The sequence below is a fragment of the Tardiphaga sp. P4_G1 genome (genome assembly GCF_056401215.1).
Window position 1 is genome coordinate 56,557 of sequence record NZ_JBFUJU010000013.1, and the last position, 17,130, is coordinate 73,686.

Annotated in this window: 11 protein-coding genes; 4 read left to right on the forward strand and 7 right to left on the reverse strand. The window is 61.4% G+C overall.

Annotated features, from left to right (window positions below; genetic code table 11):
* Positions 1-104: 104 nt before the first annotated feature.
* From AC1DUY_RS26820 to AC1DUY_RS26840, 5 genes are all read right to left on the reverse strand, one after another.
* Positions 105-2,303 (reverse strand): TonB-dependent receptor, encoded by a 2,199-nt coding sequence (locus tag AC1DUY_RS26820; protein ID WP_478118264.1) that lies wholly within the window; start codon positions 2,301-2,303, stop codon positions 105-107.
* 340 nt (positions 2,304-2,643) lie between these two features.
* Positions 2,644-3,654: a Vgb family protein gene (locus AC1DUY_RS26825; protein ID WP_478118266.1), complete on the reverse strand. Its 1,011-nt coding sequence runs from the start codon at positions 3,652-3,654 to the stop codon at positions 2,644-2,646.
* Positions 3,655-3,903: 249 nt separating this feature from the next.
* Positions 3,904-6,867, reverse strand: coding sequence for a bifunctional [glutamine synthetase] adenylyltransferase/[glutamine synthetase]-adenylyl-L-tyrosine phosphorylase (locus AC1DUY_RS26830; RefSeq protein ID WP_478118268.1), 2,964 nt, complete (start codon positions 6,865-6,867; stop codon positions 3,904-3,906).
* A complete protein-coding gene (locus tag AC1DUY_RS26835; protein ID WP_478118270.1) occupies positions 6,864-8,324 on the reverse strand; it encodes a sensor histidine kinase in 1,461 nt (486 codons plus the stop codon). The genes AC1DUY_RS26830 and AC1DUY_RS26835 overlap by 4 nt, the downstream gene beginning before the upstream one ends.
* Positions 8,325-8,466: 142 nt before the next feature.
* Positions 8,467-10,050, reverse strand: a complete 1,584-nt coding sequence (locus tag AC1DUY_RS26840) for a winged helix-turn-helix domain-containing tetratricopeptide repeat protein (protein ID WP_478118272.1) — start codon at positions 10,048-10,050, stop codon at positions 8,467-8,469.
* Between the two features lie 248 nt (positions 10,051-10,298).
* Here AC1DUY_RS26840 and AC1DUY_RS26845 point away from each other — a divergent pair, with 248 nt between their 5' ends.
* The 4 genes from AC1DUY_RS26845 (at position 10,299) to AC1DUY_RS26860 (ending at position 14,416) form a co-directional block, all read left to right on the forward strand.
* Positions 10,299-11,039, forward strand: coding sequence for an SDR family oxidoreductase (locus AC1DUY_RS26845; RefSeq protein WP_478118274.1), 741 nt, complete (start codon positions 10,299-10,301; stop codon positions 11,037-11,039).
* A 38-nt stretch (positions 11,040-11,077) separates the two neighbouring features.
* Complete coding sequence (locus tag AC1DUY_RS26850) at positions 11,078-12,052, forward strand: alpha/beta fold hydrolase (RefSeq protein ID WP_349633107.1); 975 nt, start codon at positions 11,078-11,080, stop codon at positions 12,050-12,052.
* Positions 12,053-12,093: 41 nt separating this feature from the next.
* Positions 12,094-12,750, forward strand: coding sequence for an HD domain-containing protein (locus tag AC1DUY_RS26855; protein WP_089267099.1), 657 nt, complete (start codon positions 12,094-12,096; stop codon positions 12,748-12,750).
* Between the two features lie 313 nt (positions 12,751-13,063).
* The gene (locus AC1DUY_RS26860; protein WP_478118277.1) at positions 13,064-14,416 is read left to right on the forward strand and encodes a hypothetical protein; all 1,353 of its coding nucleotides are present in this window, start codon (positions 13,064-13,066) and stop codon (positions 14,414-14,416) included.
* Between the two features lie 94 nt (positions 14,417-14,510).
* Here AC1DUY_RS26860 and AC1DUY_RS26865 read toward each other — a convergent pair whose 3' ends face one another.
* Both AC1DUY_RS26865 and AC1DUY_RS26870 read right to left on the reverse strand, forming a co-directional pair.
* The gene (locus tag AC1DUY_RS26865; RefSeq protein WP_068730718.1) at positions 14,511-15,191 is read right to left on the reverse strand and encodes a response regulator transcription factor; all 681 of its coding nucleotides are present in this window, start codon (positions 15,189-15,191) and stop codon (positions 14,511-14,513) included.
* A gap of 279 nt (positions 15,192-15,470) precedes the next feature.
* Complete coding sequence (locus tag AC1DUY_RS26870) at positions 15,471-17,066, reverse strand: Do family serine endopeptidase (RefSeq protein WP_478118279.1); 1,596 nt, start codon at positions 17,064-17,066, stop codon at positions 15,471-15,473.
* Between the last annotated feature and the right edge of the window lie 64 nt (positions 17,067-17,130).

Consider the following 17,130-nt stretch of genomic DNA (forward strand, 5'->3'; position numbering starts at 1 on the left):
CAAGCAGCGCAGAGTCTGGTTTAAGCGGATCAGTGTTCGAAGACAGTCCCGGGCGCGGTGCGTGTCATCAAAGTGCACCGCGTCCGGGACGCACTAAGCCAAGGCTAGAAGTTGAACGTCGTTGAGACGAGATAGGTGCGCGGCGCACCGAGGATCACGTATCCATCATTGGTCGCCGCCTGCCAGTAGTTGCTGTCGAGCAGATTCTCGACCGAGAACCTGATCACAACGGGCTTGCTGTTCCACGGTGAAGCGAACGTATAGCGAGCCCCCGCGTCATAGCGTGTCCAGCTCGCGCCAGAGACCTTGTTCGCTTGGTCCGAAAAATATCCGCCCGTATGGATCGCGCGGCCGGTCACCGTCAGCCCGCGCAGGAATGGTACGTCCCATTCGCCACCAAGATTAAACTGCGTGTCAGGAACGTTGAAGGTACGCAAACCATCATATGTCCCTCTCTCCGTCTTCTCCTGTCGTGCATCGAGGAACATGACACCACCGAGCAGGCGCAGTCCCTCGATCACCTCGCCAAACGCATTGATTTCAACGCCGCGGTTCCGGCTTTCGCCTCCCTGCGATACCGTATTGGTCGGACGATCAACAATCTGGAATGGGCGCATGATGTCGAAGGCGCTCACCGTGGTCGTGATCCTTCYCCAGTCGATCTTGACGCCCATCTCATGCTGCGTCGACCGGTATGGCGGCAGCACCTGTCCGGCATTCGCAAAACTCTCGCCGACAATCGAGCCTGTTTCCAGCGCCTCGATATAGTTGGCATAAACCGAGACGTTCTCCAGCGGCTTGATGACGAGCGCATAGGCTGGTGTCGTCGCCGATGCATCGTAACCGCCGGTCCTCGTTCCCGTGCCCATGGCGAACGATTCCGACTCCACATATTGGTGCCGGACACCGACGGTGAGCTGGATCCGGTTGTTCCAGATCGACATGGTATCGGCAACACCGAAACTGGACTGGTCCGTGCCGGAAGTTTTGCGAGGCGCGCCGACGTCCACGTTCGGGAAGGGACTTTGACGCGGATTGTACAGGTTCGACCTGAACAGCGCTCCCGAGACATTGAGAATACCCGTCTCGGCTTCCGCTGTCGCTACGTTGAAATTGATGGAGTGGTTGATCGGCCCGGTGTCGACATTCGCGCGGAAGCCTGCCTGGGCCGCCGTCCGCTCGTGCTTCTGGTTGTTACGCCTCGGCGTCCCGTTGAAGTTGCCGTTCAGATTGTCCATCCGGATATCGGAGTAAAGATACCGCGTATTGCTCGTGCCGATACCTGCCTGGGCATAGGCCGTGAGATTCTCGGTGATATCCACTTCACCCTGAACGAGTGCGTAACGCGACTCCGAATTCCAGAAGCCCCAGTTCGGCATGTAGTTCGCGCGAGCGTCCGGCGCTGCTGGAAGTGCCGTGAGGTTACCGAGGTCTACGAAGCGCGTCATCGCGGTGGCATTGTTATTCTCGTAGCCGAAATCGGCTGAGAGGCGCACGCGCTCGCCGCGATAGTCCAGCCCGACAAACGCATTGCCGACTTCCTGGCTCTGATTGGCAAGTTCCGTGGCACCGTCCTTGTAGCTGCCATTGAAGCGAACGCCGAACTCCTTGAACTCGCCAAATCTCTGGCCAACATCCAGTTGCGTGCCGAATTGCGACCGCGATGAATAGGTGCTCGTGATCTGCGCAAGCGGCACGTCCCCCGCCCGCTTGGTCACCAGATTGACGCTGCCGCCGACGCCGCCACCGCCGGGCGGCATGCCATTGAGCAGGGCTGACGGCCCCTTCAGAACTTCCACGCGTTCGATGGCTGACAGCGACGAGAGCGAGAACGCCGACGCGATTCCGTATAGCCCGTTCAGCCCGTAAGCCGTGCTGGACACGCTGAAGCCGCGAATGTTCAATTGGTCGAAGCCGCTGAGACGCGGCACGGTGACACGCACCGACGGATCGTTCGCGAACACGTCGTCGAGCTTACGCGCCTGCTGATCCTGAATCGTCTGCGCCGTGTAGCTCGTCTGGTTGAACGGCGTATCCATTACGCCGCGATTACCGAGCAAACCAACCTGGCTGCCGGATGCGACCTGCCCGCCGGCATAAGCCGCCGGCAGCGAGCCGATCATGCCAGTCGGGGGCGTCGTCGGTGTGCGACGCTCCACCGGCCGCGGCGTCGCACGCGGCGTGACTGCGGCATTTCGGCGCGGCGCGACACGACGGACCGCACGCGGCGTCGGCGCATGCACTTCAACGGCGGGCAGCGCTTGCGAGGTCTGCGCAACAACCGTTGCGTCAGCATCAAGCAATAACGCGAATGCGCTCACAGCAGCCAAAAGGGTTTTCTTGTGAAGTGTAGTCCTGCGCATCATTTGAATAGTCGCCCCAAAAAACTTCGTCGACTTCTGTCGACTAACTCAATGGGGCCTACAGGATGACATGGTGCGGTCACAATGCGGCGCGTCTAGATTCTATCTAATGCTTCACGCCGCTTCATACGCAGAACGCCGCATGCAACTCGCTACCGTGCGCATGCAATTTGACACAGACGATGAATTCTGCAGGACTTTATTTTACTCTGAAACCTTGCAGATTATCAGATTGGATAGCAACGCACTCCCACGCTCTCGCGGCGCGCAATCACGATCATCACTGGCGCTTTGACGTGACGTGAACGTGCCCGACCTGATTGGCCTGGGATGTGAACCAGACCACGCCATTCGGCCCCTTCGTCATGCCGAAGGGCTGCGCGTTCTCCGTCTTGAGATCGAAGAACGCAACTTCACCTGCCGGCGTGATGCGGCCGATCTTGTGAGACTTGAAAGCGGTGAACCAGACGTTGCCATCGGTTCCCGCGGCGATACCAATGGGGCGCGTCTCTGCTGGCAATGGAAACTCCTTGATCTCGCCAGCTATGGAAATTCTGCCGATGTGATCGGAGCCGTTCATCGAAAACCAGAGATGACCATCCGGCCCGACCGTAATGTCGCGCGGGCGTGACTTCGGATTGCCGAGCGGAAATTCCGTGATCTTTCCTGTCTTGACGTCGAGTCGTCCGATCTTTCCGGCACCGCTTTCCGTGAACCACAAATTCTGATCGGGGCCTGTCACCACACCATAGGCTTCGGCATTTTCCGTCGGGATTGCGAACTCCGAAAACTCACCGGTCAGCGTCACGCGGCCGATTTTGTTCGCCGCCATTTCCGCAAACCAGATCTGGCCGTCCGGACCGACCGTAATGCCGCGCGGCCATGATCCCGTGTTGAATTTCGTGGGTGTCGTGGCCTGTGAGGGGATCGCAAATGTTCCGTTGAATTCCCCTTTGGTTGAAATTCGGCGAATGGCGTTCTCTTCGCGTGACGTGAACCAAAGATTGCCGTCAGGGCCAGACGTGATCCCCTGAATAACTCCGACCTGATCGCCCGGAACGCGAAAGGAACTCATCTCACCGTTTGGCGTGACCCGAAAAATCTGGTGCTTGATGACTTCCGTCACCCACAAATTTCCATCCGGCCCGACGACGATCGCCTGCGGGCGCTGCCCCTCTCCGGGAAGTGACTTCTCAATCAGGGAGATTTCATCCGCCTTGGTCCCGTTCGGAGCAAATGCAGCGATCAAGGCAAGAGCAACGGTGGCGGCGCGGAAGCCTAGAACCTGCATGTCGACTCCATATCGGCGGTTTCATTTCAGTGCTGATGCATGACGACATCGCCGATGCTGCGACATTCGGGCGCAGGCAGCTGCAACATCTCAAGCCTCATGTCATCGGCAAACGAGATGCGGACCTACAGGAGGTCAGGGTGCGGTCACAATGCGGCGGGTTTAGAATCTATCCAGCCGTTCACGCGAGATCATACGCAGCCGGTCATACACAACTCGCATGCCCGCCGCACGGCGCGGCAGATAGGTCTATGTCTGACCTTCGACAACAGCGCGGAACACCTGCCGTACGTCGGCTTGCATATCGCGCACCCGCGCTTGCAGCGAGGAGAAGTCGGGCTCGTTGCTCACGCGTGCGAGTATGCGCAACAGATCCGTGCCTGCGGTTTCCGGCTTGAACTTGTCGCTCACGCATAGCCGCAGTACCTGCGTGAGGTCGTGATAGAGCCGCACTGCCGGACGCAGCACATCGGCGGCAGCTGGCGGCAGAATGCCCAGCCGCGCCGCATTCTCCAGCACCTGTTGCGTGCTGATGCTGAGGATCTCGGGCTTCTCTGCCGCATGCACCAGTTGCAAATATTGCGCGATGAATTCGATATCGACCATGCCGCCCGCGGCATGTTTCAGGTCCCAGATATCGTCTTCGCCCTTTTCCTCGGCGATGGCCTGACGCATCTCGGCAACATCGTTGGCGATGATCGTGATTTCACGCGGACGCGTCAGCACGTCGCGGATGACCCGTTCGATCTTCTCGCGGAACGCGGGCGTCGCCGAAATCACCCGCGCGCGCGTCAGTGCCATGTGCTCCCAGGTCCAGGCCTCGGTCTCTTGATATTCAGCGAAGGAGTCGATGCGCGACGCCAGCGGTCCTGCGCGGCCCGACGGGCGAAGCCGCATATCGACCTCGTAGAGCACGCCATAATTGGTGCGCGTGGTGAAGGCGCTGATCAGGCGCTGCGTCAGCCGCGCGAAATATTGCGCACCGTGCAGCGGGCGCGGTCCATCTGAGTCCGGCGCATCGTGATCGAAGTCGTAAATCAAAATCAGATCGAGATCCGACGCCGCCGTCATCTCGCGGCTGCCGAGCTTCCCCATCGCGACGATTGCGGTCTGCTGATCCTTGATGCGGCCGTGCTGGGCAACGAACTGATCGAGCACCAGCCCGTGCAGCGTATGCGCGATGCCTTCGGCGACGTCGGCGAATGCGATCCCGGCCTGCTGCGCCGACACCGTGCCCGAGAGAATGCGCGTGCCGATCAGGAACAGGCTTTCCTGCCCGAACAGCCTGAGACGATCCAGAAACTCTTCATAGGAATTGGCGTCTTCGAGCGTCGCCGCAAGGCGCCCGGACAGTTCGCGCTGGTCCGGCATGGCGCCGAAGAAGCGCGGATCGATGAGGCCGTCCATGATCTGCGGCTGCCGTGCCAGCATGTCACCCAGACGCGGCGCCGCGCCAAGTACAAGCGCCACCAGCGCGACGAGATCGCGGTTCTGGCTGAGTAGCGAGATCAGCCTGCCGCCGCGTTGCAATGCCTGCAGAAAGCGGTCGAACGCGACGACCGCAAGATCCGGCTCTTCGGCATCGGCCAGCCCGACGATCAGCGAAGGCACGAATTCCATGAACGCCTGCCGCGTGCCCTCATATTTGAGCGCGCGATAGTCATCTGTCATCCAGTGCTGCACCGTCTCCGCCACCATCGCGGGCTTGCGGAAACCGAGCTTGGTGAAATGTTCGAGCAGCCGCTGGTCCGTTGCGCCTGCTTTGTAGTCGACAGCCGGCAGATGGACGTTATCGGTGGGGTCGCCTTCGAACAGGCGGCCATAATGCCCCTGCACGCAATTGAGATGCCCGAGCAAATCACTGGCAAAGGCTTCACGACTGTCATAGCCGAAGAAGCGCGCAAAGCGTTCCATGGCGCCGACGTCATCGGGCAGCGAGTGAGTCTGTTCGTCGGCCACCATCTGCAGCCGATGTTCGACACGGCGCAGGAATTCATAGGCGAGCGTCAGTTCATCGCGCGCTTCAAAGGTGATCCAGTTGCTGGCAGCGAGAATATTCAGCGCCTCCAGCGTCGGCCGCACGCGCAATTCGGGATGGCGCCCGCCGGCAATCAACTGCTGGGTCTGGGCGAAGAACTCGATCTCACGGATGCCGCCGCGCCCGACCTTGACATTGTGGCCCTCGACGGAGATTTCATTCTGCCCGCGAAACGTCTGCATCTGCCGTTTCATGTCATGGACATCGGCCAGCGCGGCGAAATCCAGATGCTTGCGCCAGACGAAAGGCGCGATCTCGGCCAGCAGGGCCTCACCGGCCTTGAAGTCACCGGCGCAAGGAAACGCCTTGATCATTGCCGCGCGTTCCCATGTGCGCCCCTCGCGCTCATAATAATGCAGTGCCGATGCCGTCGAGACGGCTACCGGCGTCGAGGCCGGATCGGGTCGCAGCCGCAGATCGACGCGGAACACATAGCCGTCGCCAGTGCGCTGCTGCAGCAGCCGCGACACGCCCTGCGCGATGCGCACAAAGAATGAATTCGGCTCGATATCCTCGGCCAGCGTATGCGCCTCGAGATCGAAGAAAACGATCAGGTCGATGTCGCTGGAATAGTTCAGCTCGCCGGCGCCCATCTTGCCCATCGCCAGCACGATCAGGCCGCTGCCCTGCTCCGGATGATCGGGATCCGGCGGCAGGATGCGCTTGCGTGCCATGTCCTGGCGCAGCAGATAACGCACCGTCGTCTGGACGGAGGACACAGCGAGATCGGTCAGCGCCCGCGTGACGCGCATCACCGGCCAGACGCCACCGATATCACACAGCGCAATCAACAAGGCCGCTTCGGATTTCATGCGTCGCAGCAGATGCATGACATCGGGATCGCCGCCAGCGGCAGCGACATTCGCCGAGGTCTCGGCGATCAGAGTGGTGAGATGGCGATCGGGATCGCAATGCAGCAGCCGCAATGCGCGCCCGGCATCGGCGCGGATCAGATCGAACAGATAGGGCGAGGCCTCGGCAATGCCGAGCAGGATCGCCCTGGCATGCGGATATTGGTCGGTGATCGCACGAAACGCGCCGGCATCGTCCGGCGCGTTATCGGCGAGCCATTCGCCGAAGCGCTGCTCGGCATCGGCGGGGGCGAACAGCTGCGGTCCGCTGACGAATTGCGCGGCCAGCGGGAGCTGGCCCTCGCCTGTTGCGGCTGAGGTCATGCCGACTTCTGTGGCACATTCCCCGTTTGACCCGCAAGGCCTTCGGCTGCCACTGCCGGCAGCGCCAGCGTGACCCGCAACCCTGGATGATTGTCGCCCAGCTGCAATTCACCGCCGTGCAGCGTGGCCACGGCAGATGCAAGACTGAGACCGAGTCCGGAACCGGGCAATGTGCGGCTCGCTTCCAGCCGCACGAAGCGCTCCACCGCATGTTTCCGATCGGCTTCGGGAATGCCTGGACCATGATCGGACACGCTAAGCAGCACCCGATCGCCCTCGCGCCGCGCCTCGATCACGATGTCCTTGGCAGCCGCGGCGCCCGCGCTATCGGCATTCTCGTCCGTGATCGCAGGTTTGCCATATTTGATGGCGTTTTCGACGAGATTGGCGAGCGCCTGGCTGATCAGTTCGCGATTGCCGCGCAGCGGCGCAGCCGCGGTCTTGACGGTCAGCGTAAGATCGCTGTCTTCGGCAAGCGGTTCATAGAGCTCGTGGATGCCCTCGGCCACTTCAGCAGCGTCGAAATTGTCCATATTGCCCCGCGCCTGTCCTGATTCCGCACGTGCGATCATCAGCAGCGCATTGAAGGTCCGGATCAAGCCATCGGATTCCTCGATGGTGCGTTCCAGCGCCGCACGATATTCGGCCTCGTGGCTGGATCGCGCCAGCGCCTCCTCCGCCCGATTGCGCAGCCGCGTGAGCGGCGTCTTGAGGTCATGGGCTATATTGTCCGAGACTTCCTTCAGCCCTGTCATCAGCGCTTCAATGCGCTCCAGCATGGCATTGAGATTTTCCGCGAGACGGTCGAGTTCGTCGCCGCTGCGTCCGACCGGCAGACGGCCGGAGAGATCACCCGCCATGATGCGCTGGGTGGTGCCGGTCATGGCGTCGATCCGCCGCAGCACGCGGCTGGCGACGAAGATGCCGCCGCCGAGTCCAAGGACAACGACGATCAACACCGACCACTTTGCGGCATCGCCGACGATGTCGAACAGGCGCCGGCGTTCTTCGAGATCATGGCCGATCAGCAGCCGGAAGCCGCTGCTCAATTGCGTCACCTTCACCAGTGCGCGATGGTTGGACGAGTCGGGATCGTCGAGCCGGCGATAGGCGGTCTCGGACCAGCCCGTGGTCGCCATCACGCCAGGCGCCAGTGAGGACACGTTGCCGGCGATGGATTGACCCGCCGGTGTCGTGATCAGATAGAGGTTGGCGCCAGGACGCAGCGCCCGGTTCTCGATGGCGCCCACGATTCCCCGCAAGCCGCGCCGCCCGAACAGATCGCTCAGCTCGGTCATTTCGTCATCGACCGTGGTCGTGATCTGATCGTTGATCAGCCGGTGTGTATTCCAGGCGAAATAGCCGAGCAGCGATGCTGCAAACAGCGCGAACAGCAGCAGATAGGCCAACGTCAACCGGAAGGCCGTCGTGCGAAACAGTTTACCGATAGCCGTCACGGGTCACGCTCGGGACGTGCGGAAATGGAAGGTTCTGGACTTCATCCCCTGTTCTAGCAGGCGCAAGCTGCAACAAACAGGGCGGGAGTATGAGATGTTGGTAATGTCGCCCCGCTGTGGGAATTTTATCTTTCAGGCAGGCTCATTCCGGAAGGCCGGCTTTGCGCAGGCCTTCCGATGCAAGTGCGAAGTCCTGCGGTCGCCGCACCAGCAGCCAGTCGTCAATATTGCTGAGCCGCAATGTGGGATCGAGCCGGCGCACATGGCCCATCGCCTCACGCGCCTCTTCCATTCGCCCACCCAGGGCATGCGCAGCGGCCTGGAATGCGGCGACCCGAAGAATGTTTGGCACCTCGCGCGACGCCTCCCGCAAGCAATCGAGCGCGGTATCAAAGCGTCGCGAATAGAGATGCGACATCGCGATTCCCGTATGCATCTGGAATGTCTCGGGATCGAGCGGACTGAGCCGCATGGCGCGTGAAAAATAGGTGATGGCCTCGTCGTGCTCGCCGAGCGAGACGCGCTGATAGCCCCCGAGATACCAGATCGTCGAGAGATTGGGATTGAGCACCAGCGCACGATCGACATAGGCGACGCAGGCATGCAGGTCGCCGCCGAAATGCGGCCAGGCATGGCCGCCGCGTGTCAGCGCCACCGCATCGTTCTTTCCGAGGGTGACGGCGCGTTCGGCAAGCCGCGCCGCTTCACGCCCGTCAGCCACACGATCGGAAAGCCAGCGATTCATCTTGCGCCAGTAGAAGCATCCCGCAGCCATCCCATAGGCCGCAGCGAAGTCGGGATCGAGCTCGATGGCTTTGTAGAAATTCGCCAATGCCGCATCGATCCCATCGCGCGTCGACACATGAAAATTCGCCAGTCCGCGCAGGTAGTAATCATAGGCGTCGAGGCTTTCGGTCGGCTTCCGCTTGGCGCGTTCGATCTCCGMAAATTCAAGCTGCGGCGCGATAGCGCCCACGACGCTTTCCGTGACCTGGTCCTGCAGATCGAAGATGTCATCGACGACGCTCTCGAAGCGCTCGCCCCACAGATGCATGCCCGTGGTGGTATCGACGAGCTGTCCGGTGATGCGCACGCGGTTCGCCACACGGCGCACGCTGCCTTCCAGTACATAGCGCACGCCAAGTTCGCGCCCGACCTCGCGGACGTCCACGGCACGGCCTTTAAACGTGAAACTGGAATTGCGGGCGATGACGAACAGCCAGCGAAGCCGCGACAGTGCGAGGATGATGTCCTCGACCATGCCATCGACGAAATAGTCCTGCTGCGGATCGCCGCTCAGATTGAGGAACGGCAATACTGCGATCGACGGCCGATCGGGCAACGTCAGCGCGGCGTTCGGATTCGCCGTCGATGTGGCGTGATCGGCAACCGCCGCGTCAGACTGCGCCGCCATTGCCGTCTCGGTCACATCGCCGACGAAACGAAAGCCCTTGCGCGCCACCGTCTTCAGCAGCCGCTGTTCGTCGCCGCTATCGCCCAGCGCCTTGCGTACCGCATTGATGTGACTGGCCAGCGTCGATTCGGACACGATCCGTCCCGCCCACACGGCATCGAGAAGGGCATCCTTGCTGACGACGTGGTCGCGGTTCTTCACCAGATGCAGCAGCAGGTCGAAAGCCTGCGGCGTGATCGCCACCTTGTCGCTGCCATGCGACAATTCTCTGCGGTCGGGATCGAGGACATAGCCTGCGAACAGATACGGCACTCGGCGCTCCATGACTGCCTGCGTTTTCGGCCGGCGGCAATGAACCGTCAAGACCTTCAGGAGGCAACAGAACCGACCCCACAACTGGCCTGTCGCGCGCCATCGGCGGTGACGTGCCAGCCGGCCCTTTCTGAACGAACATCCAAGCGAAACTCAAGAGAAAACGAAGATTGCGGCAAAGTCTTCCTGTGCACCGCGGCGCATGGTCCGCCTACACGATCGTCACCGTGTGAAAGGGAGAAAATATCATGAAAATCGTCGTCATCGGAGGTAGCGGCCTCATCGGTACGCAGGTCGTGAGCGGCTTGAGGAAGCTGGGCCACAAGGTCGTCGCCGCCTCGCCGTCGACGGGCGTCAACACCCTGACGCGGGAAGGACTGGCCGAGGCCATGGCCGGGACAAACGTCGTCATCGACGTGGCGAATTCGCCATCATTCGAGGATGGACCAGTGATGGAATTCTTCCAGACATCCAGCCGCAACCTGCTCGCGGCGGAAAAGGCCGCAGACGTCCAGCATCATCTGGCCCTGTCTGTGGTCGGGACCGAGCGCCTTCAAGCCAGCGGCTATTTCCGTGCCAAGCTGGCCCAGGAGGATCTCATCAAGGCGTCTGGAATGCCCTACACGATCCTGCGGGCGACGCAGTTCTTCGAATTCATCCCCGCCATCGTGCAAGGCGGCGTGGACGGCGACGTGATTCGCCTGGCGCCGGCCCTGATCCAGCCCATCGCATCTGCGGACGTGGCAGCCGCCATGGTGGACCTGGCCCTGGGCACCCCGGTGAACGGCGTCGTCGAGGTGGCCGGGCCCGAACCGCTCCCGCTCGACGCACTCGGGCGCAAATATCTGACGGCAAAGCAGGACCCACGCCAGGTCATCGCCGATATCCACGTGGGTTATTTCGGCACGCCGATCAATGATCGCTCCCTGACACCCGATGTCGGCGCGCGCATCGGAGCGATCCATCTCGACGACTGGCTCAAGGGCTGATCGACGCAAGCTGCCTCTCCGCCAACCAAGGACCAACCATGACCGACGACGTTCCGCGCTCGACACCCTCCCGCCGCGATCTGCTCGCAGCTGCCGCCATCACCGCGATCACTGCCGGCTTGCCCTCGATCGCCGAGGGCAAGGCCGGCGACAAGCCAACCAAACCTCACGCTCACAAAGGACATCGTACCATGAGCACTATCACCACAAAGGACGGCACCGAAATCTATTACAAGGACTGGGGCAAGGGCCCGGTCGTTACCTTCTCCCATGGCTGGCCGCTCAACGCGGACGCGTGGGACGGCCAGATGCTGTTTCTCGCCCAGCATGGCTACCGTGTCATCGCCCATGACCGCCGCGGTCATGGCCGCTCCAGCCAGGCCTCGAACAACAATGACATGAACGGCTATGCCGACGATCTCGCCGCAGTCATCGAGACGCTCGATCTGAAGGACGCGACGCTGGTCGGCCATTCCACGGGCGGCGGCGAAGTCGCACGCTACATCGGCCGCCACGGCACCAAGCGCGTGAAGAAGGCGGTGCTGATCGCTGCGGTGCCACCGATCATGCTGAAGACACCAGCCAATCCGGAAGGTTTGCCGATCGAGGTGTTCGACGGCATCCGAGCCGGTGTGGCCGGAGATCGGTCGCAATACTACAAGGATCTGGCGATCGCCTTCTACGGCGCCAACCGGCCCGGCGCGAAAGTCTCCCAAGGGACGCTGGATCAGTTCTGGCTGTGGAGCATGCAGGCCGGCGCGAAGAATGCCTATGAGAGCGTGAAGGCGTTCTCGGAGACGGATTTCACGGAAGACCTGAAGAAGTTCGACATCCCTACCCTCGTCCTGCATGGCGAGGACGATCAGATCGTGCCCGTGAAGGACTCCGCGGTGAAATCAGCCAAGCTGATCAAGGGTGCCAAGGATGTCTATTATCCCGGCGCACCGCACGGCATCACGGCGACCCATGCGGATCAGGTCAATGCCGAGCTGCTGAAATTCCTGAAGAGCTAGCACAAGCAACCTTCACGGTCCGGTAGAGCGAGGCGACGAACATGCAACAGATCAATGACAGGCAACTGGCGGGAGTAACCGTCCCCGATACGGCCATCATCGCCAGCGCGATCGACCACGCCCGGAACAGTTGCGAACCGTACCTGTTCAACCATGTCGTCAGGTCATGGTTGTTTGCGGTGCGGCTCGCTCAACTGCAGAACATCGAGCACGACGGCGAGGTTCTCGCCGTCGCAGCACTGCTGCATGACATCACGCTCAATGAACGCTTCGCCGGACCGCGTCGCTTCGAAGTGGAAGGCGCCGACCTCGCGCGTCTCTTTGCACGGGAGCATGGCTTCGACCGAAGCCGTGCTCAGTTGATCTGGGATAGCGTTGCGCTCAATTCCACACCGTCGATTGGGCTGTTCAAGGAAGCGGAAGTCGCGCTCTGCACCGCCGGCATCTGCTTCGATGTCGTCGGCTTGCAGTATGAGCTTATTCCACCGAGCGACGTGGCGGCAATTGTCGCGGAATTTCCACGTTTGGGAATGAAGCAGAAAATGACTCGCTGCTTCTGCCATATCGCCCGGACCCAACCCGGCACCACTTACGACAACTTCATTCGCGATTTCGGCGAACGTTTCGTGGCGGGCTACAAGGCAAGCTCCGTCGTCGAACTGGTGATCAACGCGCCGTTCGACGAAGAACAGCCATAGATGGCGCGACGGGACCGCCGCTGCATCTTTATTAGAATCAGGTTCCGGGAGAATGTCACGATTGTCGTAAGGCAATCTCGCCAGCTGCCATAGTTTCGCCGGCGACCTGATCAAGCGCGAAAGTGTGGGAATCACGGGTAAATTTGCCTAATCTCCTTAGTTATGGGTGAAGAGGATAAAGCTCCATGGATCTTGGCAGATCCGGTTGGAGGCCGACAACAACCAGAACGACATCGGCAACTCGGCCGATTAATCCTACCAAATACCGCTATCGGGCAGTAGATGAAGTAGCTTGGGGGAGGAATTGAGGCTGATGCAGATGCTTGCTCGACGGTTGGATAGCCGGCGGCTTTCTGTTTCCTTGATCGTGATCGGATGCGTTCTTTTAGGCTTCCTGCTCCGCTTCCTCGCTCGGGAGCATGCCACCACTGACGCCGTTCGATACCTGATCCCCTGGTACATATTCGCGCGCGACCGCGGTATCGGCGGGCTTGGCGAAGCCTTCACCAACTACACGCCGTTCTACAGTTACCTGTTGTTGATCACGGCGCAATTCAATGGGCTGGGCCAGCCCCTCACTCTGGTGAAGGCGATCTCGTTCGTATTCGAATTCGGCTGCGCGATTGTGGTAGCTCTGATCGTGTGGTCGGCGAATAAGGCACCATCGCGCGCGTGCGTTGCCTTTTGCTGTGTCTGGCTTGCGCCGACAGTGATCTTCAACGGCGCGGTGTGGGGCCAGGCCGACTCGATCTGGACATTCTTCACGCTCGTTTCGATAGCGGCATTCATGCAGCATCGGAACGGCATTTTGCCATTCGCGGTCGCAGTCGCGGTGAAGGCCCAAGGCGTATTCCTGGGGCCGTTCGTCCTTGGCATGATGTTGCGTGACAAGATTCACTGGGCATGGCTCGCCGCCGTTCCCGTGGTCTATGCAGCCCTCGCCGTTCCTGTGGTTGTCGCCGGCAGACCCATCGCCTCGGTGTTCAGCATCTACATGGAGCAGGCTGAGCGGTTCCACCGCCTCACCATGAACGCCGCGAATATCTGGGTGTTCGCAGGGAGTCTTCCCTACCAGATGGGTGTCGCCATCGGGCTCGCATTGGCGGCGCTCGGCGGGCTGGCTCTGGCAGCCTTGCTCGCGCGGTCCAAGCGAGAAGGCCCAGAGTTCATTATGCTTGTCGCATGCGCATCTCTGATGATCATGCCCTACCTGCTTCCGAAGATGCACGATCGTTACTTCTTTGCGTTCGAGGTCGCGTCCATCGGGCTCGCCTGTCTCAATGCGCGTTACCTGCCGTTTCCGGTGATCGCTCAAGTCTCCGGCGTGCTGTCTTATCTGGGATTCGAACGCGAGATCGTGATGGGCCTGCTCCCCGCGGCGCTGTGCAACACGTTGCTGGCCATATACCTGGTGCTCGACCTCTCGCGCGATGAGAGCGGCTTCCGCTTTCCGAAACTTGCATGGCTCGGCTACGCCGCATCGACTGCAGGACTGTTCGCTTACCTGTTGCTGGCAGATGCAGGGGAGAACATGTCTCTCACCTACCTGCTCTTCACGGGTCTCGTCGTGGGCACGGCGCTGATGGTCATTAAAGGCTCGCGTTGCGCGTCGGTTCCCGAACGGTCAGTCGCCGGGGCAGCCCCCGCGCACCCGCCCGTCAATTGAGATCAATCACTTTCGCAGTCCGGGACGATTCACGCGATGATGATCGGCAACGACCGCGTAAAGCGTCAATCTTCTGACTGAACCTAGATTTGACTCACTTCATGCCGTCGCGGACCATATAGCCGGCGCCGCGAATCGTGTGCAGCAGCGGACGCTCGAAGCCCTTGTCGATCTTCGAGCGCAGGCGCGAGATATGGACGTCGATCACGTTGGTCTGCGGATCGAAATGATAGTCCCAGACGTTTTCCAGCAGCATCGTGCGGGTAACCACCTGCCCGGCATGTTTCATGAGATATTCGAGCAGCCGAAATTCGCGGGGCTGCAGGATCAGTTCCTGGCCACCGCGCGTCACGCCATGGGACAGCCGGTCGAGTTCGAGATCACCGACGCGATAGGTCGTTTCTTCGGCGGGACCACCCTGGCGGCGCGACAGCACTTCGACGCGCGCGAGCAGCTCAGCGAATGAATAAGGCTTCGGCAGATAATCGTCGCCGCCGGCGCGCAGGCCCTTGATGCGGTCGTCGACCTGGCCCAGCGCCGACAGGATCAGTGCCGGCGTCCGGTTACCCTTGTCGCGCAGGCCGCCGATAACGGAGAGTCCATCGCGCTTCGGCAACATGCGATCGACCACCAGCACGTCGTAATCGCCGGAATCGGCGAGCGCGAAACCTTCCTCGCCATCGCTGGCGTGATCGGCGACATGGCCGACCTCACGGAAAGCCTTGACCAGATAGTCGGCGGATTCGCGGTCGTCTTCGATGATGAGCAGACGCATCTGGGGATCGGATTCGCTGTGGATCTTGTGAGTCTCGGTCACCATGGCGCGCACCGGGCTTTCATGCAAGGCGGCGGAATGCCCGCCGGTTATCCTTCGGGGCAGAAAGAAGAATAGGCGGTGAAGCTGGGGGAAACTTCACCGCCCATTGGCCTTTCAACGGAGGGGGGCGTTTTCCATCGAAAGGAAGCAGCGGGAGCGAGTTTGTGGCTCGCCCCCTGGAAAGAGCCGTCAGCGGGGGCGACTATGCCGGCGACACTCTCCGTTCATGTGCGGTGATCAGCTCTTCGCGAGGGGAACGGCCACGAACTTCGAGGAGCCGTTCGAGCGAACCCTGATCAGCACGCTGTTCTTGTTGTCGTTGTGCGCGGCGACAATCGCCTCGCGCACATCGCCGGGATTGGTCACGCTCTTGCCGGCGACTTCGAGAATGACGTCGCCTTCCTTAAAGCCACGCTCGGCAGCGGCACTCTTCGGATCGACGCCGGTCACGACCACGCCGTCCTTGCCGGCACCGGCGACACTGCTCGCGGGCGAGACCGTGAGGCCAAGCCGCGGCACGTCGCTGCCGCGCGATGACGATCCCTTGTCACCGCTATCGACATCGGCCTTCGCCTCTACCGTGTTCGGCAACTGGCCGAGGGTCATGGACAGAACCTTGTCCTCCCCCTTGTGCAGCACGTTGATCTTCACCGTGTTGCCCGGCGCGAAGCCGCCAATGGTGCGGGCGAGTTCGCGTGCATCCTTCACCGGCGTGCCATTCACCGCGGTGATGACGTCACCCGACTTGATGCCGGCCTTGGCCGCCGGACCATCGGCCTGCGGCTCGGCGACCAGCGCACCTTCCGCCTTCTTCAGGCCGAGACTGTCAGCGATATCCTGGGTCACCGGCTGAATCTGCACGCCGATCCAGCCACGCGAGACCGAACCCTTGTCCTTGAGCTGCGCCACCACCGTCTTCACGGTCGAGGCCGGGATCGAGAACGCGATGCCGACGCTGCCGCCCGAAGGCGAATAGATCGCGGTGTTGACGCCCATCACTTCGCCCGACGTATCGAAAGCCGGACCACCCGAATTGCCCTTGTTCACGGGCGCATCGATCTGGATGAAATCGTCATACGGACCGCTGCCGATGTCGCGACCCGAGGCCGAGACGATGCCTGCGGTCACGGTGCCGCCGAGTCCGAACGGGTTGCCGACTGCCAGCACCCAGTCGCCGATCCGCGGCTTGCCGTCAGCAAGCTTGGCGAACGGGAAATCGGTGCGGCCCTCGACCTTGATCAGCGCCAGATCGGTGCGCGGATCGGTGCCGATCACCTTGGCCGAATAGGTCTTGCCGTCGTCGGTCGAGACCTCGACCTTGTCGGCGCCATCGACCACGTGATTGTTGGTTACGGCGAAACCGTCAGCCGAGATGAAGAAGCCCGAGCCCTGACCGCTCACGACGCCACGGCCGCCGCCGCGCGGACCACCGCGCATGCCCGGGGGCACGCCGTCCTGGCCGAAGCGCTTGAAGAAGCGCTCCATCGGGGAGCCCGGCTGGAACGGCGAGTCGCCGTTGTTGTCGTCATCCTTCGATGCGACCTTTTCCTTCATGTTGACCTTGACCGAGATCACCGACGGCTTCACGCGCTCAACGATATCGGCGAAGCCGACCGGCTGCGCGGCCTGCGACTTGACCTGCTTGTCAACCTGCGCATGCGCAGTGGTGGTGAAGATGTCGACCGGACCGTTGGAGGGCGACAGGCCATAAGCGGCAACACCAAGGCCCGCAACAACCGACGCCATCAGCGCGAATTTACGCGCAGAGAACAGCGAACGGCGGGACGCCTTGTAGGACGGCAATTCGGAAAAATCGTTGGGGCGGTCGGACATCGAGAAAATCTCCAGAGCAACGGCGCGGGGGCAAGGCGCCTTGTGTGATCTGAAGATGGAGGTT

Coding starts and splice junctions, on each gene's coding strand:
- AC1DUY_RS26855 (WP_089267099.1), top strand. CDS start 12,094: ATGCAACAGATCAATGACAGGCAACTGGCGGGAGTAACCGTCCCCGAT.
- AC1DUY_RS26845 (WP_478118274.1), top strand. CDS start 10,299: ATGAAAATCGTCGTCATCGGAGGTAGCGGCCTCATCGGTACGCAGGTC.
- AC1DUY_RS26825 (WP_478118266.1), bottom strand. CDS start 3,654: ATGCAGGTTCTAGGCTTCCGCGCCGCCACCGTTGCTCTTGCCTTGATC.
- AC1DUY_RS26850 (WP_349633107.1), top strand. CDS start 11,078: ATGACCGACGACGTTCCGCGCTCGACACCCTCCCGCCGCGATCTGCTC.
- AC1DUY_RS26865 (WP_068730718.1), bottom strand. CDS start 15,191: ATGCGTCTGCTCATCATCGAAGACGACCGCGAATCCGCCGACTATCTG.
- AC1DUY_RS26860 (WP_478118277.1), top strand. CDS start 13,064: ATGCAGATGCTTGCTCGACGGTTGGATAGCCGGCGGCTTTCTGTTTCC.
- AC1DUY_RS26870 (WP_478118279.1), bottom strand. CDS start 17,066: ATGTCCGACCGCCCCAACGATTTTTCCGAATTGCCGTCCTACAAGGCG.
- AC1DUY_RS26830 (WP_478118268.1), bottom strand. CDS start 6,867: ATGACCTCAGCCGCAACAGGCGAGGGCCAGCTCCCGCTGGCCGCGCAA.